Below are 21,639 nucleotides of genomic sequence, written 5' to 3' on the forward strand. Positions count from 1 at the left end.
GCCGCGTCTGCCTTCATGATTTGTTCTGAGCGGGCGGCCAGGCGCGTTCGTGACGGCGAAACGCGGGAACCGGGTTGTCCCACGAGCCCTGGTAGGCGTCGGTGAACGGCCGCAGGCTTTGCAGGGCCTGCCGGATATCCTTGTCCGCGCGCACGGCAAACGCATCGAATCCGACCCGCTTCATGTAGAAAAGCTGGTCCGGCAGCACATCGCCTATCGCGCGCAATTCGCCGCGATAGCCGAAGCGCGAACGCAGCAGGTAGGCGATCGAGTAGCCGCGTCCGTCGGTGAACTTCGGAAAATCAATCGCAATCAGCGATAGCGACGGCAAAGAAGGCGCGAGCCTGGCGGGATCGTCGGTGCCGGTCAGCCAGACGCCGACATCGCCGCGCGCGGCCAATCCCGCCTGCTGATCGAGCCACACGGCGAGCGGAACGATAACGCGGCCTGAGGGCATGATTGCCGGCCCGTCAGCGGCCGGACGCAGGACCTGCCAGTCGTCGGCCACCACCGCGCCGCGCAGAATGATCTCAGACATCGGCTGCTGCTCCTTCGCGATTCTCCGCTCCTTCCCGATTCTCGGTGCTCGCGCGCAACGGCGAGCCGTAGACGCCCGACTTGAAAGGCGCAACGCCCAGACGCGCGACCGTATCGATGAACCGTTCGTCCGCTTCGCGCTGCTCCAGGTAGATATCGACCAGCCGCGAGATGACATCGGGCATGTCATCCGCCTTGAACGACGGCCCGATGACCTTGCCGATGGCGCTGCGGCCGCGCCCAGCCTGCGAACCGTCGGCACCGCCGACCGAAACCTGGTACCACTCCTCGCCGTCCTTGTCGACGCCGAGAATACCGATATGTCCGGCATGGTGATGACCGCAGGAATTCATGCAGCCGGAAATGTTGATGTTCAGTTCGCCGATGTCGTGCAGAAAATCCAGATCATCGAAGCGGCGCTGGATGGCCTCCGCGATCGGAATGGATTTGGCATTCGCAAGCGAGCAGAAATCTCCGCCCGGGCAGGCGATGATGTCCGTCAGAAGTCCGAGGTTCGGCGTGGCGAGCCCGGCGTGGCGGGCTTCTTCCCACAGGGTAAACAAGTCGTTCGCGCGCACGTCGGGCAGGATGAGGTTCTGTTCGTGGGACACGCGCACTTCGCCGAAACCGAAACGCTCGGACCAGTCGGCGACCAGATCCATCTGTTCCGCCGTGGCATCTCCCGGCGGCACGCCGGTCTTCTTCAACGACAACACAACCGCACGATAGCCCGGGATGCGATGCGCGTTGATCGCGCGTCCCACCCAGCGGGCAAAACCGGCGTTCTCACTCGCGTGCCGATTGAATTCGGCGTCGTCCGCCGGCCGGGCCGCATAGTCAGGCGGGGCAAAGTAAGCCGATACGCGGGCCAACTCCTGGTCCGTCAGCGTATCCGGCCCGTCCCTGGTAAGAACCCACTCTTCTTCCACCTGGCACGCGAATTCTTCCGCTCCCAGCGCCTTGACCAGGATCTTGATGCGCGCCTTGTAGAGATTGTCGCGACGGCCATAGCGGTTGTAGACGCGCAGGATTGCCTCGACGTACGTGTTCATGTGTTGCCACGGCAGGAAGTCGCGGATCACCGGACCGATTACCGGCGTGCGGCCCATGCCGCCCCCGACCAATACGCGCATTCCGACTTCGCCGTCCGGCCCGCGGCGCAAATACAAGCCGATGTCGTGGAACGCGGTTGCAGCGCGGTCTTCCTCGGCACCGTTCACCGCGATCTTGAATTTGCGCGGCAGGAACGCGAACTCCGGATGGAACGTGGACCACTGCCTCAGGATTTCCGCCAGCGGCCGCGGATCGAGAACTTCGTCCGGCGCGACGCCCGCAAATTCGTCGGACGTAATGTTGCGCACGCAGTTGCCGCTGGTCTGGATCGCATGCATCTCTACCGATGCGAGATCGGCGAGTATGTCGGGCGAATCCTCCAGGCGGGGCCAGTTGTACTGGATGTTCTGCCGCGTCGTGAAATGTCCATAGCCGCGGTCATAACGCCGCGCTATCGAAGCCAGCATGCGCAACTGAGTTGCAGACAGCAGGCCGTAGGGGATCGCCACCCGCAGCATGTGCGCATACCGCTGCATGTACAACCCGTTCTGCAGGCGCAACGGCCGGAACTCGTCTTCGCTCAGGTCGCCGGCGAGGAAACGCCGCACCTGGTCTCGATACTGCGCTACGCGCTCGTTGACGAGATTGCGATCGACTTGATCGTATACGTACATGACTATGCCTTTTGCGAAATTTGCATGCGGGGAACGGCCCGGTTACCAGACCAGCTTGCCGCCGACCAGCACCAGCATGGATGCCAGCGCCGGACGCAGCCAGCGATCGGCGATGCGACCGCTCAACTGGCTGCCGAGGTAGATGCCCGGAAGCGACCCGATCAGCAGGTTGCCGAGCAGATGCCAATCCACCGTGCCCATGTAGAAATGTCCCAGGCCGGCGACTGCTGTCAGCGGAACTGCGTGCGCGATATCGCTGCCCACGATGCGCGACGCGGGCAACAGCGGAAACAGCCAGAACAACGCTGCCACCCCGACCGCACCCGCACCAACCGAGCTCAATGCGACAAGCGCGCCGATCACTGCGCCGGTCGCGATGGTGGCCGGCACAATGTGGCGCTCGCGCCACTCTTTACCTGCGCCGTGCCTGCCCAGGCCTTGCAGCCGCTCCTTGAACAGGATTGCCAGCGCAGTCAGGATCAGGGCGACCCCCAGCGAACCGGTGATGAGGCCGCCGACCCTGTGACTGTCGACGCCAAGTGTATGAAGCGCGACCAAGGCGGCCAGAGCGGCCGGTATGCTGCCGGCCGCAAGGCAACCGACCAGTTTCCATTCGACGTTGCCACGACGGGCGTGCACCCAGACTCCGGTGGCTTTGGTGAAGGAAGCGTACAGCAGATCTGTCCCTACGGCAGTTGCGGGGGAGACACCGAATATCATAACCAGCATCGGCGTCATCAGCGAACCGCCGCCGACGCCGGTGAGCCCTACGATAAATCCGACCAGCAACCCTGACAGGGCGTAACCCAGTTCCATTTTTTCACCCTGCGGGCCGCGTTTGCGCGCCCCGTCTCAAACTCGTGTTGTCGACGATGGACGGATGATACTGGCAGTCCTTATATTTCTTATGACTATTCTGTTAGTATTAAATACGAATCCATTATTAAGCCGACCGTTTCGTCGGAACAACAGGCCATGAAACTGCAGCAGTTACGCTACATCTGCGAAGTTGCCCGCCAGAATCTCAATCTCTCGAAGGCGGCTGAGGTCCTGCACACCTCGCAACCGGGTATCAGCAAGCAGATCCGCAGTCTGGAGGAAGAACTCGGCGTCGATATTTTCGTCCGCCACGGCAAGCGCGTCGTCGCCGTTACCGAACCTGGAAAGGCGATCCTGGATATCGCTCAGCGAATCTTGAAGGATGTCGAGAATCTCAAGCAGGTCGGCGAGCAATTCACCGAGGAGGACAAGGGGCGCCTCACGATCGCGACCACGCATACGCAGGCCCGATATGCGCTTCCCCAGATCATCCAGCGATTCACGAAGCGTTATCCCGAAGTACGGCTGTCGTTGCGCCAGGGCAGCCCGACCCAGATTTCCGAAATGGTGGCCTCCGGTGAAGCCGACATCGCCATTGCAACCGAGGCGATCGAGCTATACGAGGACCTGGTGATGCTGCCCTGCTACAAGTGGAACCGTTGCGTTCTGGTGCAACCCGGTCACCCATTGTTGAAGGTAAAAAAGCTTACCGTCGAGGCGATCGCTGCGTTTCCGATCATCACCTACGATTTCGCATTCACCGGCAGATCGAAGATCAACCAGGCATTTGCGGACAAGGGACTGACTCCCAACGTCGTGCTGACGGCAATCGACGCCGACGTCATCAAGACTTACGTGGAACTCGGTCTTGGCGTGGGCATTGTTGCGATGATGGCTTACGATCCGAAACGGGACACGCATGTACGCGCCATCGATGCCAGCCATTTGTTCGAACCGAGCACAACGCGCATCGGCATCCGCAAGAACAGTTATCTGCGCGGCTATACCTACGACTTCATCGAAATGTTCGCGCCCCACCTCACCCGCCGGGTCGTCGACGACGCGATGCACAGCAAGGGGTGATGGTCTTTCCCACGTTAGCAAACAACCAGCTTGAAGCCGGAGATACGCCGGCTATTGCGCTTATTACCGCGTCCCTTTCATCGATATTTCCCGACGGCACCACGCTCATAGACTAAGTGCCATCGCACTATCATTCCTCGTCTTCGTTTCCGTTGTTCGCGGTTAGCACAAGCGAATTGCCGTAAGCAAAACGCGACTACCATTTTTCGTCACATTGGACGTAATTTGACCGGTGACGCAATTCATCCGCGCCGGGCGTTATTTGGCATGCAAATAGGCGGTACCCTGCCGGGCGGCAATTTTTGATCACCGTAACCACCTGAACAAACAGCCGAAAAAGAAGCGTTGATTTTGGCGTCAATTCCCACTGCGATTGGGTACAGACATTGCGTATTCCAAGGGTGTTGCGCCACTACCTGAATTAATGCTTCCTAACAGGAGAAAGTGATCATGAATACCGAAACGCAGCGGCGTATGTTCGCGCCGCTAGTGCGCGGATTGCTAGTTTGTTTGCTTGGTTCTTATGCGTTTACTGCCATAGCGGGAATCACCGAGGTCGAGCCGAATGACTCGCTTTCCACTGCGCAGTCGACTCCTGTACCAGCCACAGGTATCACCATTTCTGCAATGATCGGCCGTACCGCAGGCGATCTCACGACCGATGTCGATTTCTTCACCTTCGATGCGACCCAGGGAGACACGCCTTCGATTACGATCGTCGGTGCGATGGGTCCGGCGGACGCCGCTGGTAATTGCTCCGGCTTTCCTAGCAACCTCGCCCTCTATGACTCTTTGGGAAATATGCTTGGTGGGGGTCAGGAAACATGCGGGCTCGCGGACGCGATGATCAACAATGTAACATTGTCATCAACCGGGAAGTATTTCGTTGCGGTCAGCGCTTGGTCACACTATTTTGATCCAGACGGCGTTGTGGAGAATATGGACATGGCGACCCCCGGTGGTCCGTATCAACTCGTTATCAACAACGTCCGGAATCCCACTCCTACGCCGCCGCCCCCCCCGCCCCCGGTGCAGTCGCCTTCGGCCAAACACGTGCCGATCGAAGTCAGGCACTGGCACCAGGATGAACGCGACCTGGATAACAAACGGCGGGGTATGTGGCCGATTGCGGTCGCTATTCTGTCAATGTCGGACTTCGACGCAATGACGGTGGATCCCAACTCCCTGACATTCGGCGCCACGGGAAATGAGAAGAGCCTGTTCCGCTGCCGCAAGCAGGGCAGAGATATCAATCGAGACGGGCTTATCGACATGGTGTGCTACTTCAAGGCCGACGTCGCCAATTTCCAGACCGGCCATCTGAACGGGGTGCTGAAAGGCAAGACCAAGTCTGGCCAGGTGATCGAAGGCAGTGCCGCTTTGAAGATTTTCTCACGGCGAACGGAGAGGCACGGCTTCAAACATCGCGACCACGACGGCGACAAAAGGCCCTAGATCCGAGCGGTGAATCGCGGAAGACGACACAGTAAGAACAAAGACAGCCGCTTCATCACTAAGTGATTTGCGGTCTTGGCCCCCGTCAAAAGCGGGGGCTTTTTTTTGGGATTCTCTTGGCTTTGCCCCCCGCACGCATTTCTTGCGGCAGCCGCGTCGGACCTTGCGACTTGGTTCGCCTCGCGCAATTGGGAAAGCTTACGTGGACCGCTTGGCGAAATCACGCGGCCGGAAACCCAGCAGCCAGAGACTGCCGAAGTAAGTCGCAACTCCAGCGAGCACAACCATCGATAGCCGGCCGATCCGCCACGCGACTGCACTGCTCATCCAGGAGGCATCGTCTCCGGCAAGCAGCCACAGAACTACGCTCATGGCCAGCAATGCCAGCGCAAGCTTGACCAGAAATGCCTTCCAGCCGGGTTGCGGCTGGAATACCTGATGACGACGCAACTTGTAAAAAAGAAGCGCCGCGTTTAGGCAAGCGCCAAGCGAAATGGCGAGCGCCAGGCCCGCGTGCTGCAGCTTCCAGATAAACGCCAAGTTCATTAATTGCGTGGCTACCAGGACGATCAGCGCGATCTTTACCGGAGTCCGGATATTCTGCCTCGCATAGAAACCCGGAGCCAGTACCTTGACGAGAATGAGCGCCAGGAGTCCGACGCTGTAAGCGATGAGGGCATTGCGCGTCATCATCACGTCGTCGAATGTAAAGGCACCGTGCTGGAACAACGTGGAGATCAACGGCACCGCGAGCAATGCCAGCGCAAACGCACAGGGCAAAGCCAGCAGGAACGTCAGCCGCAGCCCCCAGTCAAGAAGTTTCGAATACTCTTCGCCGGTCTTGTCGGCGAAGCTTCGAGTCAGGCTCGGCAACAGGATGGTGCCCAGCGCAACACCGAGCAGCCCGGTCGGAAATTCCATCAGGCGATCGGCGTAGTAGAGCCAGGAGACACTGCCGGTTATCATGAAGGAGGCAAAGATTGTATTGATCAGCAGACTGATCTGACTTATGGACACGCCGAATACCGCGGGCCCCATCAATTTCAGGATTCTCCATACGCCCGGATCTTTCAATTCGACGCGCAGTCGCGGCAGCATGCCGATTTTGGCCAGGAACGGAAGCTGGAAAACCAGCTGCAGCAGGCCGCCGGCAAACACTGCCCAAGCCAGCGCCAGAACAGGTGGGTCGAAGTACGGCGCCAACCACAGCGCGAACACGATGAACGAGACGTTCAGCAGTGTCGGCGTGAACGCCGGCACCGAAAAGCGGCTCCAGGTATTCAGGATCCCGCCTGCAAGCGAAGTGAGCGAGATGAAGAGGATGTAGGGAAAGGTAATGCGCAACAACTGCACGGTGACGGCGAACTTGTCAGGGGTCGCCACGAACCCCGGCGCGGTGATGTAAATGATCAGCGGCGCCGCGATCATCCCGACAGCAGAAACGACGATAAGGATCAAGCTCAGCAAAGTCGCAACGTGGTCAACCAGCGAGCGAGTCTCGTCGGGCGTCCGCGTATTGCGATATTCCCCGAGTATCGGGACAAATGCCTGCGCGAACGCTCCTTCGGCGAAGAGTCGCCGCAGCAGGTTGGGAAGCCGGAACGCCACGAAAAAAGCATCCGTATACAGTCCCGCGCCAAATGCGCGGGCGATTACGGCATCGCGTACGAATCCCAGAATTCGCGACACCAACGTCATGCTGCTGATGGTCGCCAAGGCCTTGAGCAAATTCATAATCGTGTGACGTGGATGCCGGGATGCGCCGGATTGTAACCGAGCGATGCCACGAGCCCAGTAGACAGAAAGAGGCTGCCTCGCAAAAGGCTGCAACGTTTTTCTGGGGAAACCCGCACTATCGAGTTGCAAACTCCCTGCCGGGACAGTACCATACCGCCCTTTTCCGCAGACCCCCGGTTCAAGGAAGACCTAATGGCCAATATAGCCTCCGCCAAGAAACGCGCCCGCCAGGCAGTAAACCGCCGTGCCCACAATGCCGGCCAGCGTACGGAATTACGCTCTGCCATCAAGAACGTGAAAAAGGCGATTGCCGCCGGCGACAAGAAGGCGGCCCAGGCGCAATTTCAAATATCGCAAAGCCGTATCGACTCGATCGCGGACAAACGCATCGTGCACAAGAACACGGTTTCGCGGCAAAAAAGTCGTCTGGCCGCAGCCATCAAGGCAATGTCCTGATCAGGGAGCCTTGGCACACAAAGGCCCGCGCATGCGGGCCTTTTGTTTTGCGGTTGCCGGTCCCGTTCAAACCGGGTCATGCCACTCTGATGTCCTTCCGAACCTGCAGCGACTGACGGATTTCGTACCTGCCTTCCCTCACCTGCAATTCATTGTCGCTACAGAAGGTCATCAAAAATTTGAATGCTTCGGGGCTCATCTGTTCAAGCCGGCGGTCCACCACGACGCACTTCACACCCGACGCGATGATCGGCTTCAAATAGGGTGAATAGCTGATGCGCTGATCTTCACCGAACAACGACATGCAGCCACAAAGCCGTTCAGCCCAGTCGCTGGGCCGGAATGTTTCACCGTCCGCGGTAATACCGACGATGAGGATTTCTACTATGGGCGGGCCGGACATTTTGCGGATCCTGAATTCACGGACATCGTAGCATATTCTGCAACGCACCAAATCTCTTTCCCTAGTCCGATCGATAAAATATAACTTATTGATTGAATATGAAATATAACCAGGCACTCAACCTTTCCTCAGCAGCCATTCTGAGCTATCGCGGGGCCCAATGGCGCTTGGAATAGTTCGATGAGGTAGGGACGCACCATCGCCGTGTTGACGGCGGTCGATTCCTCTCATCGACAAATCGCGGCACAAGTTGTGACCCGGCACCGCGTCGGCAGCCATATCGCCCGAATAGGGAAAACAGGGCCAAAGCGCTTGCATCCATGCACCGATTCGGATAAATATAGGCCCTGAAAACCCCAGCATTTTCAATAGCACGCACGGCGGCTTTTTGCCGCCGTGTGCTTTTTGGGGCCGGGGAAAACGGCCGGGTGGGCGACATAATGCAACACGTGATGACAACTTATGGCCGGCAGGCGATCGCGTTCTCGCGAGGCGAAGGCTCATGGCTCTGGGATCTTGAAGGCAAGCGCTATCTCGATTGCGTCAGCGGTGTCGCGGTCAACGGTGTCGGGCATGCCCATCCCCGGCTGGTCGCTGCAATTTCCGCGCAGGCTGCGCGCGCCATGCACGTATCCAACCTTTACGAAATTCCCGAGCAGGAGCAACTCGCCGAGCGCCTGTGCGCTCTCGCCGGGATGGACAGTGCTTTCTTCTGCAATTCGGGCTGCGAAGCCAACGAAGCGGCGATCAAGCTTGCGCGTCTGTACGGACACCAGAAGGGTGTCGAATCCCCGGCCATCGTCGTAATGGAGAAAGCCTTCCACGGCCGCACCATCGCCACTCTCTCGGCCACCGGCAGCCGCAAAGTGCAGGCCGGATTCGAACCGCTGCTGACCGGGTTTGTACGCGTACCCTACAACGACCTTCCCGCGCTCGAGCAGGTGGCGACGGTCAATCCGAACATCGTCGCGGTGCTGGTCGAACCGGTGCAAGGCGAAAGCGGCGTCCATGTTCCGGAAGATGGCTATATCCCGCACCTGCGCAAGATCTGCGATGAAAAGGGATGGCTGCTGATGCTCGATGAAGTGCAGACCGGAATGGCGCGGACGGGCAAATGGTTCGCGCATCAGCTTCTCGGAATAAAGCCGGATGTGATGTCGCTGGCCAAGGGACTCGGCAACGGTTTCCCAATTGGCGCGTGCCTGGCGCGCGGCGCGGCGGCCAATATATTTACCCCAGGCAAGCATGGCTCCACCTTCGGCGGCAATCCGCTCGGTTGTGTTTCGGCCCTCACGACGCTCGCGATCATCGAGGATGAAGGGCTGGTTGAACGTGCTGGCAAGATCGGAGAGAAAATCCGGGACGGAATCGCAAAGAAGCTCGCACGAACCGCCGGCGTGATGGAAATCCGCGGCAAAGGACTCATGATCGGCATCGAACTCGACAGGCCATGCGGCGATCTCGTGATTCGAGGATTCGAAGCCGGCCTGCTGATCAACGTCACGGCGGAAACCGTGGTCCGGCTGCTTCCGCCGCTGAACCTGAAAGACGCGGAAGTGCAATTACTGATCGAGGGCGTCGCCGGTCTGATCAAGACCTTTCTGAATGCCGGCGCCGACACGGCAGTGGCGTATTGACGATCCGAACATGCAGTCTCCGAAGCATTTTCTGCAGTTCAAGGATTTGTCGCGTGACGAACTCGGTCACCTGTTCGAGCGTACGCACTGGATCAAGCAGCAGTTCAAGGCGTACAAGCCTTATCAACCGCTCTTTGATCGCACACTGGTGATGATTTTCGAGAAGCAGAGCACGCGTACACGGCTGTCGTTCGAAGCGGGCATACACCAGCTGGGTGGCTCGGCAATTTTCCTCAGCACGCGCGACTCCCAACTAGGCCGCGGAGAACCCGTGGAGGACGCCGCACAGGTCATCTCGCGTATGTGCGATATCGTGATGATCCGCACGTTCGAACAGGAGATCATCGAGCGTTTCGCCGCGCAGTCGAGGGTGCCGGTCGTGAACGGACTCACCAACGAATACCATCCCTGCCAGATCCTGGCGGACATCTACACCTACATCGAGCACCGCGGCCCGATCCAGGGAAAGACCGTCGCATGGATCGGCGACTCGAACAACGTCTGCAACACCTGGTTGCAGGCTGCAGAGGTACTCGATTTCAACGTCCACGTCTCCACGCCGCCGGGTTATGAAGTCGAGCCGGAGCGCGCCGGCCTTTACGGCACCGACCATTACGAGGAATTTTCCGATCCGATGGAAGCCGCACGCGGCGCGCATCTGGTGACGACGGACGTCTGGACCAGCATGGGATTCGAGGCGGAGAACGAAGAGCGAAAACGCGACTTCGAGGATTGGCAGGTCGATGTCGAAATGATGAAGCGCGCCGGCCGCGATGCGTTGTTCATGCACTGCCTGCCCGCGCATCGCGGAGAGGAAGTCGCGGCGGCCGTGATCGACGGAACTCAAAGTGTGGTGTGGGATGAGGCCGAAAACCGACTCCACACCCAAAAGGCCTTAATGGAGTATCTGCTGCTCGGAAACGTCGAGTCCGTTTGAGGATGAAGGGACGTAGTTTGTTGGCGTGCAGACGGACCATGCCTGACGGACGAAAGAACGGACCCGGGCAAGCAGTTGTCGAAAGTCGCAGAGAACAAGGGGAAAACCGCTGCGGAAATGAAATCGAGCCCGCAGTCCGCAACAGTGAAGTTACTTTGGAAGGAGCGAACATGATCCGCTTGAGCATTCCCCGAATTGCATTGATTTTATCTTTATTGGTTCCGGTCGCCGGCTTCTGTGCCGACGACGATGTCGCCTGGATCGCCGACAAGAACGGGTGCAAGGTCGCCAATCCTTTCCCGCAGGCGGGCGAATCCATCACCTGGAATGGGCAGTGCAAAAGCGGCACGGCAGACGGCGAAGGCCTGCTGCAGTGGTACATCAATGGCAAGGCCGCCGATCGTTACGAGGGCACGCTGAAACAGGGTTGGGCCGAAGGCAAAGGCATGCTCACCCGCGCGGAAGGCGGGCGCTATGCCGGCGAATGGAAACATAGCCTGCAAGACGGCGATGGTCGCTACGACGCTCCGGATGGAAGCCGGTACGAGGGGCAATGGAAAGAAGGGCAGCCACACGGCCATGGTCAGTATCAAACCCCCGATGGCCGGGTGTTCGTCGGAGAATGGGTGGACGGTGTCTACGAAGGCGACATGGATGCCGACGATGATCCAAACAAGACGTGATTGAAAAGAAAACAAAGGACAATGTGAAGAAGAAAAGCGCAGAAAACCCGATCGAGAAAGTCGTGCTCGCCTACTCCGGCGGGCTGGACACGTCGGTCATCCTGAAATGGCTGCAGGACACCTATCACTGTGAAGTCGTTACCTTCACCGCTGACATAGGGCAAGGCGGGGAGGTGGAACCAGCGCGCAGGAAAGCCAAGAAATTCGGTGTGCGTCAGATTTACGTCGAAGATCTGCGCGAAGAATTCGTCCGCGATTTCGTGTTTCCGATGTTCAGGGCGAATGCGCTGTACGAGGGGGAATACCTGCTCGGCACTTCGATCGCGCGTCCGTTGATCGCCAAACATCTGGTCGAGATCGCCCGCAAAACAGGGGCCGATGCGGTTTCCCATGGTGCAACGGGCAAGGGTAACGATCAGGTGCGTTTCGAGCTCGGCGCTTACGCGTTGATGCCCGATGTGAAAATAATCGCACCCTGGCGTGAATGGGATCTGCTGTCGAGGGACAGGTTGCTGGCCTATGCGGACAAGCACGGCATTCCGGTGGACTTCAAGAAACGCAAAGGCGGGGGCGCGCCCTACTCCATGGATGCCAACCTCTTGCATGTCTCCTATGAAGGCGGCATCCTCGAAGATCCGGATTTCGAGCCGGAAGACTCGATGTGGCGTATTACCGTATCGCCCGAAAAGGCGCCCGGCCGGCCGGAGCATGTCGAACTGGAATACCGCAAGGGTGACATCGTTGCGGTCAACGGCAAGAAGATGACACCGGCACAGGTGCTCACGAAACTCAATCAGACCGGCGGCAGGCACGGTATCGGGCGCCTCGACATTGTCGAAAACCGGTATATCGGGATGAAGTCGCGCGGCTGCTACGAGACGCCGGGCGGCACCATCATGCTCAAAGCGCATCGCGCAATCGAATCCATCACTCTGGATCGCGAAGTGCTCGCGCTGAAGGACGACCTGATGCCGCGTTATGCGCGAATGATCTACAACGGCTACTGGTTCAGCCCGGAACGTCTTCTGCTGCAAAGCCTGATCGACAACTCGCAGCAGACGGTGAACGGCACCGTGCGTCTCAAGTTGTACAAGGGCACGGTGCTGGTCGTCGGTCGCGCCTCCAAATCCGATTCGCTGTTCGATTCACGGATTGCCACCTTCGACGACGACAAGGGCGCTTACAATCAGGCCGACGCAGCCGGATTTATCCGATTGAATGCATTGCGCCTGCGGATTGGTGCCAAACGTGGCGGAAAGTAGAGTTTCTCCACGCGCTATTCAGGCCGACGGCACAGACGCAACCGAATGGATCAGGGAGTTCTGAGGAAGGGATAGACCATGCCCAGCTTCGACATCGTCTCCGAGGTCAATCAGGTCGAATTGAGGAATGCGCTCGACCAGACCAACAAGGAAGTATCCAACCGCTTCGACTTCAAGGGATCGGACGCGCGCGTCGAGCATGCCGACAAGGCGCTGACAGTCTTCGCCGACGACGACTTCAAGCTCGGCCAGGTCTACGACGTGCTGATCGGCAAACTGACCAAGCGCGGGGTGGACATACGTTCCCTGCAGCGCGGCAAGGTCGAAACGATCAGCGGCAACAAGGTCAAGCAGGTGATCACCGTCAAAGTTGGGATCGACCAGGAATTGGGGAAGAAAATCCAGAAGCTGATCAAGGACGCCAGACTCAAGCTACAAGCGAGTATCCAGGGTGACGCAGTGCGTGTCTCCGGTGCCAAGAAGGACGAATTGCAGCAAGCGATCGCACTCGTTAAAAAGAACGTTACGGACTTTCCTATTCAGGTCGGCAACTTCAGGGACTGAAGCCTCAAGTCTTACTTAGCCCTTCAACCCAGTGGTCATAGAGCCGCGTTGCAACGGCTCGTAGCGCCACTAGTTTCTGCCCCATTCCGCGACGCATTTCATCTTCCGTCTGTACCGCGGAACTTCTTGCCGTCGCGATCTCGTCGGCCCCGGACTTACACCAGCTTTCGATGAGTGCCTCCGTCATCTCGACGTGGCATTGCATGCCGATACTCCTGCCGATCGCGAAACCCTGATTTTCGCAATTCCGATTACCCATGATGCGTACCCCGCCGGGAGGAATCGTAAAGGTTTCACCGTGCCAGTGAAAGGATTCGAAGCGCTTCAGATCGGAGCCGAACCACGCGCGCGCTTCCGGATTGTCCGCCACTTCGATTTCGCCCCAGCCGATTTCCTTGATCGGATTGCGCCCGACGCTGCCGCCCAGCGCCTTTGACATCAACTGCCCCCCGAGACAATGTCCAAGGACGGGGACATCGGCAGCCACGGCCTTGCGAATCAGCTCGAGCTCCGGCGCAATCCAGGCCAAATCATCGTTGACGCTCATCGGCCCGCCCATGAATACCAGCCCGCTGAAATCTTCGGTGCGCGATGGAACGGCCTCACCCCGGTCGAGCGCTACCAATTGCCACGGCAAGTCGCGGGAATCGAGATACGTGGCAAAATAGCCTGGCCCTTCCGTGGGCGAATGACGAAATATCGCGATCGGCTTCATCGGCAAAGGATTCTTATGCGGTTCAAAACCGCGAATATTACGCGAGTATTGATGGCGCTTTTAGCTCTGTCGGCGCCGGCGTGGGCGGTCGACATCAGTGTCGTGGCGCTGTTTCCGGGCAAAGCCATGCTGGTCGTGGACAAGGGCAAGCCGCGCACCCTGCGGGCTGGCGAGACTTACGCCGGCATTACGCTGATCAGTTCGACCAGCGAGGAAGCCGTCGTTTCGATCAACGGCAAGCAGAAACGATTGCACATTGGTGAGGGCGTCTACAGCGCGCTGTCCGTACAGAGCGAGCGCTCCACCATAGTCCTGACGCCGGACAGAAATGGGCATTTCGTATCCTACGGCAGCATTAACGGAGCTTCCGTCCGGTTTCTCGTCGATACCGGCGCCACGATGGTTTCGATGAGCGTGGAGGATGCACGCCGCGCCGGCGTCAACTATCTCGCCGGCGAACGCGGTTACTCGCAAACCGCCAATGGCGTTGCGCCGATCTACAAAGTGAAGCTCGGCAAAGTGACACTGGGAGACATCACCTTGCAGGACATAGACGGCGTGGTGCACGAGAACAGCGCGTTGCCCGTTGTATTGCTCGGCATGAGTTTCCTGGGCCGGCTGGAGATGCGCCGGGAAGGTGACAGCCTGACCCTTACCAGGCGCTACTGAAAGTCAGAACCAGGGTTCCCGGACAACAAAAAAGGAAATCGAAGAATGATTTACGAGCTGCGCATCTATCACGCATTCCCCGGCATGCTGCCTGCGCTCAACGCGAGGTTCTCGAATCACACGCTGAAGTTATGGGAGCGCTTCGGCATTCGTCAGGTCGGCTTCTGGACGACCGCGATCGGTGAGAGCAATAACGATCTGTACTACATCCTGGAGTGGGAAAATCTCGCGGAACGGGAGCAGAAGTGGAACGCTTTCGCGACGCACCCCGACTGGCTGGCGACACGCGCCGAGACCGAGAAAGACGGCCCGCTGACGACTCACATCACCAATCTGATTCTGACGCCGACTGCATACTCGAAAATGAGATAGCTCAGTTGAACATGCCGTCGTTGCCGGCATCGGTCAGTTGCGGGGCCGGCGCCAAAGGCTGGACCGGCTCCGATGCCCCTGCCTGCTCTGGCGGAGGGCATTTGAGGTCGGGCTGAGGCTTGGCCTTTGCCGACTTCACTCCTGGGGGTAATTTCTTCCTGGACATCATGCGAGCAGTGCGTGCATACGGTTGGCGCTCCCCTCCTTTCATGGTCTGCGCCGGTTTTGTACGCGGAACGACTGGATTGGCGGATTGCGCTTGGGCTGCAGCACCGCCCTTCTCTTCGGCCTTGGCCGGGTTGGAATCCGCCTTGGCCGGATCGCTCTTGGCTGCACTGGGATCGCCCTTGGATACAGTTGGTTCGGACTCCGGTGATTTGGTTTCCGCTGATTTGGACTCCACGGCGGGCTTCGTCGCCGTTGCAACCGGTTTTACCGCGGGCTTGAGGGGATTGCAGGCCATCTCGAGCATCTTTTCTCGCAACGAATCGGGCTCGACCGCTGCGGGGAACTGCAATCCTTCGAGGTGTGTGCGCTTGATCTCGACCCCGTCGTTGCCGAAGTAGACCTTCAGCACCGCGTCGGTGGTGCGTTGCATGCAGTGGTAGTTGGTCAGCGATTTCACCCAGAAGAATGCGCCCTGCCAGGTGGCGCTGGTCTGGCCGGTTCTGAATTTCTGCCAATCCCAGGCCTGTACCGTATGGCCGTTGCGCACGAGCGCATCCATATCGATATAGATCGAGCGTTCCGGCGTAACGCTGACCGGCTTCCAGTGTGCGCCGGAAACCGGTCCGGCGAGCGCGAGCAAAGCCCCGGCAAGGGCAAGTTTTGTCTTCATGGATCGGTATTTCGATTCATCCTGACCCCGTATCGGTAACCAGGGGGAATTCTTAAGTCCCCAACCGTGAGGCGGCACAGGCCGCGGGCTATGCCCGGACCGCCGGATTACGTAGAATCGCCTGTTCGTTAAGCACCAATTGCCGGCACAGGCAATCGATCATGGATGAAAAACTGATTTACAACGTCAATGTCGCCGCCCAGGACGTCCTGCTCAACCCGGACGAAATCAAGCGCCGCGTTACGTTGACCGAGAAGGCTGAACAGACCGTCCTCGAAGGCCGCCATGCGCTCGAGCGCATTCTCGATCGGCGGGATCACCGGCTGATGGTGGTGGTGGGCCCGTGTTCCATCCACGATCCCGCGGCCGCCATGGACTACGCGCAAAAGCTGAAGAAAGTGGCGGACGAAGTCGGCGATACGTTGTTCATCGTCATGCGCGTGTATTTCGAAAAGCCGCGCACCACCACCGGCTGGAAAGGCCTGATCAACGATCCGCACATGGACGACTCCTTCGACATTGAGGAAGGCCTGCAACTCGCCCGCAAGGTGCTGCGCGACATCAACGAGTTGGGATTGCCAGCAGGCACCGAGGCGCTGGACCCGATCAGCCCGCAATACCTGGGCGACCTGGTAACGTGGAGCGCAATCGGGGCGCGCACGACCGAATCGCAGACGCATCGCGAGATGGCGAGCGGTCTGTCGACGCCGGTCGGATTCAAAAACGGAACGGACGGCGGCCTGCAGGTGGCAATCAACGCGCTGCTGTCGGTTTCGCGCCCGCACAGTTTCCTGGGCATAAACCAGCGCGGCCAGGTATCCGTCATTCGCACCAATGGCAATCGGTACGGCCACATCGTGTTGCGCGGTGGCGCGAAAGGCCCGAACTACGACTCGGTGACCATGGCCGTTGTCGAAAAAGAACTGGCCAAGAGCAAACTGGCGGCCAATATCGTCGTGGATTGCAGCCACGCCAATTCCAACAAGGATCACAACCTGCAGCCGCTGGTGATGCTCGACTGCGCGCACCAGATCCTGGAAGGCAATCAGTCGATTGTCGGCGTAATGCTCGAGAGCAATATCAACGCCGGGAATCAGGCAATTCCAGCCGACCTGGCACAGCTTGAATACGGCGTGTCGGTAACGGATGCCTGCATCGATTGGCCGACCACGGAAAAGCTGCTGCGAGACGCGAGAGCCAAGCTCAAGGACGTGCTGCCGAAGCGAATCCCGCGGACGGCGGAAATCAGGAAGATCAGCGGTTAGATCGAAGTCGATTTCTTGGATCGAATGGCGGCCATCCGATCGCCATTTTTTCGTTTCGTCGGCCGACCGATCGGCATTCCTACTTTCCTTTTCTCGCCCTCCGCTTTTTTGGCTTTTCCTCCCCGCCAGCGGCAGATGAGGAAAGCACGCTTTCGCTGCGTAGCCATTGCACAAAGTCGTCGACTTCCGCGCGACCGGCCGTCGCCGCGGTGCGCACGATGAAATAGGCGCGATCCGTGACCGCTCCCAGCGTGAACGGCGTCGCGAGCAGGCCCTCGTCCAGCAGATTCCTGACCAGCGGGCGCCGCCCTATCGCCACGCCCTGGCCACCGAGTGCTGCACTGATGACCTGGTCATAGTGATTGAAACGCAAGGTCCCTGCCGGCCTGAGGTCCGGCACACCCGCGGTTTCCAGCCAGACGTTCCATGAAAGCCATGGCGCGGAGCGTTCCGGATCGTCGAAATGCAGCAGCACCTGGCGTTCGAGATCCGCGACCGATTTCAATGGGCGGCTGCGGTCCCTGAGCAAGGCCGGGCTGCAGACTGGCAGGATTTCCTCGCCGAACAGGCGGACGGAACCTGCCGGCGCGACCCGCGCGGGACAATAGCGCACCGCAAGGTCGATGCGCTCGCGATCGAGGTCCAGCAACTGGTTGTTCGCCGAAATGCGCACGTCGACGTCCGAGTGCATGCGGCGAAAACCGGCGAGCCGCGGAATCAGCCACAGAGAGCAGAAAGCCATGGACGACGTCACGGTGACCATTTTCTGCGTGGTTCCGGGTGCGATGCGGTCGGCGGCTTCCCGCAACGTGCGCAAGGCAATGCCGGCCGCGCGGTACATCTGCTCCCCCGCTTCGGTAAGCGCGAGACCGCGATTGCGGCGCACGAACAGCGCCACGCCGAGGCGCTCTTCGAGCGCCTGGATCTGTCGGCTGATCGCGGATTGCGTCACGAACAATTCCTCCGCCGCCTTGGTAAAACTCAGATGGCGGGCAGCCGCTTCGAACCCTCGGAAGAAGTCCAGGGCAGGTGTCGGATCGGATTTTCTAGGCATTCATAAAACTCATGCGAATCATTCCGAAATATCGTTTGTCGTCTTGTGTGCACTGCGGAAAATAGCCTCCGTAATGATTTACCGGAATGCTTGGCAGGTCAACCGATCCGCGCCGGGCGTACAGGAGACCACCATGCAGATCGAAATCACCCGTTCCACGGTCACGCTGGCGCGTGATGGCCTGCTCGCCGTGCGAGACGGTGCCGGAACACGAATCGTATGTCGCTCGGGCAACCTCTGGATCACCCAGGAAGGCGACCTCAAGGACGCGATCATCGGTCCCGCCGATGCCTTTACCATTCGCAAGTCCGGCCTCACGATCGTCACCGCCCTGCAATCCTCGTCGTTGACGCTGATCGGACCGGACGCCCAGGATAGGAGTGAGGCACGCCGCGCCCTCGGCTTGGACACCGAGTCCATCGCGTGCAGTTGAATCGAGCGGGGCCGGGCGTTGTTGTCAATGCGCGCAACGCCGCCGTCCCGATCATCCGACCGATCCTCCGGGCGGACGAATCCGACCTGCAGCGATTCATCCGCAACCTTTCCCCGGCAAGCCGCTATCTGAGATTCATGAGGGCGGTCCGGGAACTGCCGGAAGAAATACTGAGCAGGTTTGCCAATCCGGAGCCTGGCCGCGAAGCGGCGCTGGTTGCAAGCTCGCCGTTTGTCGGCATCATCGGCCTTGCCCAGTATGTCGCTGACAAAGAAGGCGACGGCTGCGAAGTCGCCATTGTCGTGAGCGATGCGTGGCAACGACAGGGATTGGGGTCTGATTTGCTGACCGCGCTGATGGTCGTCGCCAGGTGCGACGAAATAGGGCACGCCCATGCCGATGTATTCGCCGACAACCACGCGATGCGCGCGCTTGCCCGCAAGCTGGGATGCGAACTGCGCACCAATCCGGAATCACCTTTCCTGGTGCGAATCTTCAAAACTCTGGAATCACCGCGCTCCGCGCCGTTCGGTTCGCTTGCCAGGCGTAGCGGCAGCGACTGGCGCTGCACAACAGTTCCAGGGGGAAGATGACCCCCATCCCCTCCGCGCTGCTGAAGGGATGGGCGGAGCACGTCAGCGCATTACGAAAGGATTGCCGGTCTTGACCCCGGTGTTGATCCAGACGCTCTTCATTTGCAGGTATTCGTAGATGGCGCTCTGGCCGTTTTCTCTGCCCAAGCCGCTGTCTTTGTAGCCGCCGAACGGCGACATGAAACTGACCGCGCGATAAGTATTGACCCAGACAGTGCCGGCCTTGATGCGCTCCGACATGCGGATCGCGCGCCCGACATCGCGGGTCCAGACTCCCGCACCGAGACCGAAGCGAACATCGTTGGCAATGCGAACGGCGTCGTCTTCATCCCGGAACGGAATGATCGACAGCACCGGACCGAACACTTCTTCCTGCGCAATGCGCATCTTGTTGTCGACGCCGGTGAAAATCGTCGGTTCGACGAACCATCCCTTGCCGCACTCCGGGCGTGTCGCCGGTCCGCCGCCCATGCGCAATTTGGCGCCTTCGTTCCTGGCGACGTCGATATACGACAGCACCTTCTGATACTGTGGCTGCGTGGTGACCGGACCAACCTGGGTTTCCAGACTCATCGGATCGCCCATCTTTGCGGTCTTGGCCAGCGCCAGCAATTTCTCGACGAACTCGTCGTGAATCGACTGCTGCAGCAGCAACCGCGAACCCGCGATGCAGGTCTGGCCGGTTGCAGCAAATATGCCGGACACAGCGCCATTGACCGCGTCTTCGATGACCGCATCTTCGAAGACGATATTTGGCGACTTGCCACCCAGTTCCAGGCCCACCTTCTTGAAGCCGCGCGCCGCCGTCTCGGCGATGATCCTGCCGGTCGTATCCGATCCGGTGAAAGTTATTTTTGCGGTGAGTGGATGCTCGACCAGCGGCATCCCTGCTTCTTTGCCATAGCCGGTAACGACGTTGACCACACCGGCGGGAAAGCCCGCCTGCTCCACCAGCTTGACGAATTCCAGCGCGGAGGCGGAAGTGAACTCGGAAGGCTTGATGACCACGGTATTGCCTGCGGCCAGCGCGGGCGCGAGTTTCCAGGCGGTCAGCATGAGCGGCGAATTCCACGGCGTAATCGCGACCACCACGCCGAGCGGCTCATAACGCGTGAAGTTGAAATAGCCTTTCTTGTCTAGAGGAATGACGGCTCCCTGAACCTTGTCCGCGAGTCCGCCGAAGTAGTAATACCACTGCGGCACATAGTTGAGCTGCCCCGCCATCTCGGCAATCAACTTGCCGTTGTCGCGCACCTCGGTTTCGGCGAGACGCTGCGCGTTCTGCGCGACCAGGTCGCCCAGTTGCCTTAGCAACGCACCGCGTTGGGTCGGCGTCATCTGCGGCCAGGGGCCGTCCGTGAATGCGGCGTGCGCCGTACGCACCGCATGATCCGCATCGACCGCGTTGCCGCGCGGAATCAACGCCCATGGTTCGCCGGTAAACGGGTTGAAGCTTTCAAACCATTCGCCCGACGAAGGGGCGACCCATTCGCCGCCGATGTACATCTGATATTTCTGCATATTGATTTCTCGCTCCTGTTTCTGAATTTCAGCGCCTTCTCCACTTGATGGAGAGGGCATCGCTGACTCGGCGTTGGCGGAGCCATCCGGGGCGGGAAGCGATGCCTAGGCACGCTACCCGCAAACGGGTGATTCCATCACTAACGTGTCCGTGCGCCGGGGGTGAGGTGCCTACCGTATTGCAATCGGCGCTACCGTCGAGCCGGTTCCGCCCTTGATCTTCAGCGGCTGCACGACGAACACAAACTCGTAGGCTTTCTTCACTGCCAGTTCGCCCAGCCTGCTGCCGCAACACCGATTCCCGGACCACCGGCGTTGTACTTCGCATTGTCCACTTTTCTCCACGCCCAACTTGGTGAAGCCGTTGCGGGTGGTTATATCGTCGGTGGCAAAACAGTTGTAGTGGCTGTTGTCGATGCTCTGGTGGGAAAACATGTCGAACTGCGTGCCGACCTGGCCGATCTCGGAGATCACCAGTTCCTCATTGGTATAGCGCTTGTTGCTGCCCATCGGGCCGCCCGTGCGCTTGCTATGAATGTCGAAGCGTCGCGTGCCGAACAGAGGCATGTCCATCGCCAGCACACGTCCGAGCTCGACAACTTCGCCGGTGCGGATCAGCCTGGACGCATTCAGCACGGATTCGGGCGTCAGGAGATTGGCCGCACCGCGATCATCCGTTGCACCCCATTTAGAAGGGCAACGCTGCCCCGGCAAAGGCGGCGACCAGCTCTGCGCGTTCGCCACCGCCGAAATTAGCATCAGCCCGGCGATTATTGCCGCAATGAAATTTCTGATTTTCATTTTCTCCCCCGGCTTGTTCTGACCAACGGAAAATTCAATGCGCGCTGTCGACCCCGCATCTTCTCGTCCCGCTTATTT

At 59.3% G+C, this 21,639-nt stretch carries 23 protein-coding genes; 13 read left to right on the forward strand and 10 right to left on the reverse strand.

From position 1 onward, the window contains the following. Nucleotides 1-13 precede the first annotated feature (13 nt). Genes HY067_01910 through HY067_01920 form a run of 3 tightly spaced genes read right to left on the reverse strand, consistent with a single transcriptional unit; the run spans nt 14 to nt 3,080 of the window. Entirely contained in the window at nt 14-538 is a 525-nt protein-coding gene (locus HY067_01910) for a DUF934 domain-containing protein (GenBank protein ID MBI3526702.1), read from the reverse strand. Then, nucleotides 531-2,264, reverse strand: coding sequence for a nitrite/sulfite reductase (locus HY067_01915; GenBank protein ID MBI3526703.1), 1,734 nt, complete (start codon nt 2,262-2,264; stop codon nt 531-533). The genes HY067_01910 and HY067_01915 overlap by 8 nt, the downstream gene beginning before the upstream one ends. 42 nt (nt 2,265-2,306) lie before the next feature. Beyond that, nucleotides 2,307-3,080, reverse strand: a complete 774-nt coding sequence (locus tag HY067_01920) for a sulfite exporter TauE/SafE family protein (protein ID MBI3526704.1) — start codon at nt 3,078-3,080, stop codon at nt 2,307-2,309. A gap of 159 nt (nt 3,081-3,239) precedes the next feature. On the opposite strand from HY067_01920, the gene cysB reads away from it, so the two are divergent. Then, nucleotides 3,240-4,166: an HTH-type transcriptional regulator CysB gene (gene cysB, locus HY067_01925; GenBank protein MBI3526705.1), complete on the forward strand. Its 927-nt coding sequence runs from the start codon at nt 3,240-3,242 to the stop codon at nt 4,164-4,166. A 450-nt stretch (nt 4,167-4,616) separates the two neighbouring features. Next, nucleotides 4,617-5,621 carry a PPC domain-containing protein gene (locus HY067_01930; GenBank protein ID MBI3526706.1) on the forward strand — a complete coding sequence of 335 codons (1,005 nt, stop codon included), beginning with the start codon at nt 4,617-4,619 and terminating at the stop codon, nt 5,619-5,621. Between the two features lie 198 nt (nt 5,622-5,819). Here the strand turns inward: HY067_01930 and murJ are convergent, their stop codons facing one another. Beyond that, nucleotides 5,820-7,355 carry a murein biosynthesis integral membrane protein MurJ gene (gene murJ / locus HY067_01935; GenBank protein ID MBI3526707.1) on the reverse strand — a complete coding sequence of 512 codons (1,536 nt, stop codon included), beginning with the start codon at nt 7,353-7,355 and terminating at the stop codon, nt 5,820-5,822. Between the two features lie 195 nt (nt 7,356-7,550). Between murJ and rpsT the strand changes: the two genes are divergently transcribed. Continuing rightward, entirely contained in the window at nt 7,551-7,814 is a 264-nt protein-coding gene (rpsT, locus tag HY067_01940) for a 30S ribosomal protein S20 (protein MBI3526708.1), read from the forward strand. 76 nt (nt 7,815-7,890) lie between these two features. Here the strand turns inward: rpsT and HY067_01945 are convergent, their stop codons facing one another. Further along, nucleotides 7,891-8,217, reverse strand: a complete 327-nt coding sequence (locus HY067_01945; protein MBI3526709.1) for a DUF3579 domain-containing protein — start codon at nt 8,215-8,217, stop codon at nt 7,891-7,893. Nucleotides 8,218-8,657: 440 nt separating this feature from the next. On the opposite strand from HY067_01945, the gene HY067_01950 reads away from it, so the two are divergent. The 5 genes from HY067_01950 to HY067_01970 all read left to right on the forward strand — a co-directional run bounded on the left by HY067_01950 (nt 8,658) and on the right by HY067_01970 (nt 13,300). Next, nucleotides 8,658-9,854, forward strand: a complete 1,197-nt coding sequence (locus HY067_01950) for an aspartate aminotransferase family protein (protein ID MBI3526710.1) — start codon at nt 8,658-8,660, stop codon at nt 9,852-9,854. Between the two features lie 10 nt (nt 9,855-9,864). Continuing rightward, the gene (gene argF / locus HY067_01955; protein MBI3526711.1) at nt 9,865-10,791 is read left to right on the forward strand and encodes an ornithine carbamoyltransferase; all 927 of its coding nucleotides are present in this window, start codon (nt 9,865-9,867) and stop codon (nt 10,789-10,791) included. A gap of 170 nt (nt 10,792-10,961) precedes the next feature. Further along, nucleotides 10,962-11,474 carry a hypothetical protein gene (locus HY067_01960; protein MBI3526712.1) on the forward strand — a complete coding sequence of 171 codons (513 nt, stop codon included), beginning with the start codon at nt 10,962-10,964 and terminating at the stop codon, nt 11,472-11,474. Nucleotides 11,475-11,524: 50 nt separating this feature from the next. Beyond that, nucleotides 11,525-12,736 carry an argininosuccinate synthase gene (locus HY067_01965; GenBank protein MBI3526713.1) on the forward strand — a complete coding sequence of 404 codons (1,212 nt, stop codon included), beginning with the start codon at nt 11,525-11,527 and terminating at the stop codon, nt 12,734-12,736. Between the two features lie 78 nt (nt 12,737-12,814). Next, on the forward strand, nt 12,815-13,300 hold the full coding sequence (locus tag HY067_01970) for a YajQ family cyclic di-GMP-binding protein (GenBank protein MBI3526714.1): 486 nt from the start codon (nt 12,815-12,817) through the stop codon (nt 13,298-13,300). Nucleotides 13,301-13,304: 4 nt separating this feature from the next. On the opposite strand, the gene HY067_01975 is transcribed toward HY067_01970, so the two are convergent. Continuing rightward, nucleotides 13,305-14,015, reverse strand: coding sequence for a type 1 glutamine amidotransferase (locus tag HY067_01975; GenBank protein ID MBI3526715.1), 711 nt, complete (start codon nt 14,013-14,015; stop codon nt 13,305-13,307). Nucleotides 14,016-14,141: 126 nt separating this feature from the next. On the opposite strand from HY067_01975, the gene HY067_01980 reads away from it, so the two are divergent. Continuing rightward, nucleotides 14,142-14,684: a TIGR02281 family clan AA aspartic protease gene (locus tag HY067_01980; GenBank protein ID MBI3526716.1), complete on the forward strand. Its 543-nt coding sequence runs from the start codon at nt 14,142-14,144 to the stop codon at nt 14,682-14,684. A gap of 45 nt (nt 14,685-14,729) precedes the next feature. Continuing rightward, nucleotides 14,730-15,056: an NIPSNAP family protein gene (locus HY067_01985; GenBank protein MBI3526717.1), complete on the forward strand. Its 327-nt coding sequence runs from the start codon at nt 14,730-14,732 to the stop codon at nt 15,054-15,056. 1 nt (nt 15,057) lies between these two features. Here HY067_01985 and HY067_01990 read toward each other — a convergent pair whose 3' ends face one another. Next, complete coding sequence (locus tag HY067_01990; GenBank protein MBI3526718.1) at nt 15,058-15,894, reverse strand: hypothetical protein; 837 nt, start codon at nt 15,892-15,894, stop codon at nt 15,058-15,060. A gap of 161 nt (nt 15,895-16,055) precedes the next feature. Here HY067_01990 and HY067_01995 point away from each other — a divergent pair, with 161 nt between their 5' ends. Next, nucleotides 16,056-17,159, forward strand: coding sequence for a 3-deoxy-7-phosphoheptulonate synthase (locus HY067_01995; protein MBI3526719.1), 1,104 nt, complete (start codon nt 16,056-16,058; stop codon nt 17,157-17,159). A 79-nt stretch (nt 17,160-17,238) separates the two neighbouring features. Here HY067_01995 and HY067_02000 read toward each other — a convergent pair whose 3' ends face one another. Next, a complete protein-coding gene (locus HY067_02000) occupies nt 17,239-18,213 on the reverse strand; it encodes a LysR family transcriptional regulator (protein ID MBI3526720.1) in 975 nt (324 codons plus the stop codon). A gap of 133 nt (nt 18,214-18,346) precedes the next feature. Here HY067_02000 and HY067_02005 point away from each other — a divergent pair, with 133 nt between their 5' ends. Both HY067_02005 and HY067_02010 read left to right on the forward strand, forming a co-directional pair. Continuing rightward, a complete protein-coding gene (locus HY067_02005) occupies nt 18,347-18,646 on the forward strand; it encodes a DUF2917 domain-containing protein (GenBank protein MBI3526721.1) in 300 nt (99 codons plus the stop codon). After that, on the forward strand, nt 18,637-19,239 hold the full coding sequence (locus tag HY067_02010; protein ID MBI3526722.1) for a GNAT family N-acetyltransferase: 603 nt from the start codon (nt 18,637-18,639) through the stop codon (nt 19,237-19,239). Before HY067_02005 ends, HY067_02010 begins: the two co-directional genes overlap by 10 nt. 42 nt (nt 19,240-19,281) lie before the next feature. Here HY067_02010 and HY067_02015 read toward each other — a convergent pair whose 3' ends face one another. Both HY067_02015 and HY067_02020 read right to left on the reverse strand, forming a co-directional pair. Continuing rightward, nucleotides 19,282-20,760: an aldehyde dehydrogenase gene (locus HY067_02015; GenBank protein MBI3526723.1), complete on the reverse strand. Its 1,479-nt coding sequence runs from the start codon at nt 20,758-20,760 to the stop codon at nt 19,282-19,284. 171 nt (nt 20,761-20,931) lie between these two features. Then, the gene (locus HY067_02020; GenBank protein MBI3526724.1) at nt 20,932-21,561 is read right to left on the reverse strand and encodes a hypothetical protein; all 630 of its coding nucleotides are present in this window, start codon (nt 21,559-21,561) and stop codon (nt 20,932-20,934) included. Nucleotides 21,562-21,639 lie beyond the last annotated feature (78 nt).

Source organism: Betaproteobacteria bacterium, assembly GCA_016194905.1.
In the GTDB taxonomy this organism is placed as follows: domain Bacteria; phylum Pseudomonadota; class Gammaproteobacteria; order Burkholderiales; family JACQAP01; genus JACQAP01.

Bases quoted from the DNA above. Each gene is read 5' to 3' on its own strand.
- HY067_01910 (MBI3526702.1), bottom strand. From the start codon at position 538: ATGTCTGAGATCATTCTGCGCGGCGCGGTGGTGGCCGACGACTGGCAG.
- HY067_01915 (MBI3526703.1), bottom strand. From the start codon at position 2,264: ATGTACGTATACGATCAAGTCGATCGCAATCTCGTCAACGAGCGCGTA.
- HY067_01920 (MBI3526704.1), bottom strand. From the start codon at position 3,080: ATGGAACTGGGTTACGCCCTGTCAGGGTTGCTGGTCGGATTTATCGTA.
- cysB (MBI3526705.1), top strand. From the start codon at position 3,240: ATGAAACTGCAGCAGTTACGCTACATCTGCGAAGTTGCCCGCCAGAAT.
- HY067_01930 (MBI3526706.1), top strand. From the start codon at position 4,617: ATGAATACCGAAACGCAGCGGCGTATGTTCGCGCCGCTAGTGCGCGGA.
- murJ (MBI3526707.1), bottom strand. From the start codon at position 7,355: ATGAATTTGCTCAAGGCCTTGGCGACCATCAGCAGCATGACGTTGGTG.
- rpsT (MBI3526708.1), top strand. From the start codon at position 7,551: ATGGCCAATATAGCCTCCGCCAAGAAACGCGCCCGCCAGGCAGTAAAC.
- HY067_01945 (MBI3526709.1), bottom strand. From the start codon at position 8,217: ATGTCCGGCCCGCCCATAGTAGAAATCCTCATCGTCGGTATTACCGCG.
- HY067_01950 (MBI3526710.1), top strand. From the start codon at position 8,658: ATGCAACACGTGATGACAACTTATGGCCGGCAGGCGATCGCGTTCTCG.
- argF (MBI3526711.1), top strand. From the start codon at position 9,865: ATGCAGTCTCCGAAGCATTTTCTGCAGTTCAAGGATTTGTCGCGTGAC.
- HY067_01960 (MBI3526712.1), top strand. From the start codon at position 10,962: ATGATCCGCTTGAGCATTCCCCGAATTGCATTGATTTTATCTTTATTG.
- HY067_01970 (MBI3526714.1), top strand. From the start codon at position 12,815: ATGCCCAGCTTCGACATCGTCTCCGAGGTCAATCAGGTCGAATTGAGG.
- HY067_01975 (MBI3526715.1), bottom strand. From the start codon at position 14,015: ATGAAGCCGATCGCGATATTTCGTCATTCGCCCACGGAAGGGCCAGGC.
- HY067_01980 (MBI3526716.1), top strand. From the start codon at position 14,142: ATGCTGGTCGTGGACAAGGGCAAGCCGCGCACCCTGCGGGCTGGCGAG.
- HY067_01985 (MBI3526717.1), top strand. From the start codon at position 14,730: ATGATTTACGAGCTGCGCATCTATCACGCATTCCCCGGCATGCTGCCT.
- HY067_01990 (MBI3526718.1), bottom strand. From the start codon at position 15,894: ATGAAGACAAAACTTGCCCTTGCCGGGGCTTTGCTCGCGCTCGCCGGA.
- HY067_01995 (MBI3526719.1), top strand. From the start codon at position 16,056: ATGGATGAAAAACTGATTTACAACGTCAATGTCGCCGCCCAGGACGTC.
- HY067_02000 (MBI3526720.1), bottom strand. From the start codon at position 18,213: ATGCCTAGAAAATCCGATCCGACACCTGCCCTGGACTTCTTCCGAGGG.
- HY067_02005 (MBI3526721.1), top strand. From the start codon at position 18,347: ATGCAGATCGAAATCACCCGTTCCACGGTCACGCTGGCGCGTGATGGC.
- HY067_02015 (MBI3526723.1), bottom strand. From the start codon at position 20,760: ATGCAGAAATATCAGATGTACATCGGCGGCGAATGGGTCGCCCCTTCG.
- HY067_02020 (MBI3526724.1), bottom strand. From the start codon at position 21,561: ATGAAAATCAGAAATTTCATTGCGGCAATAATCGCCGGGCTGATGCTA.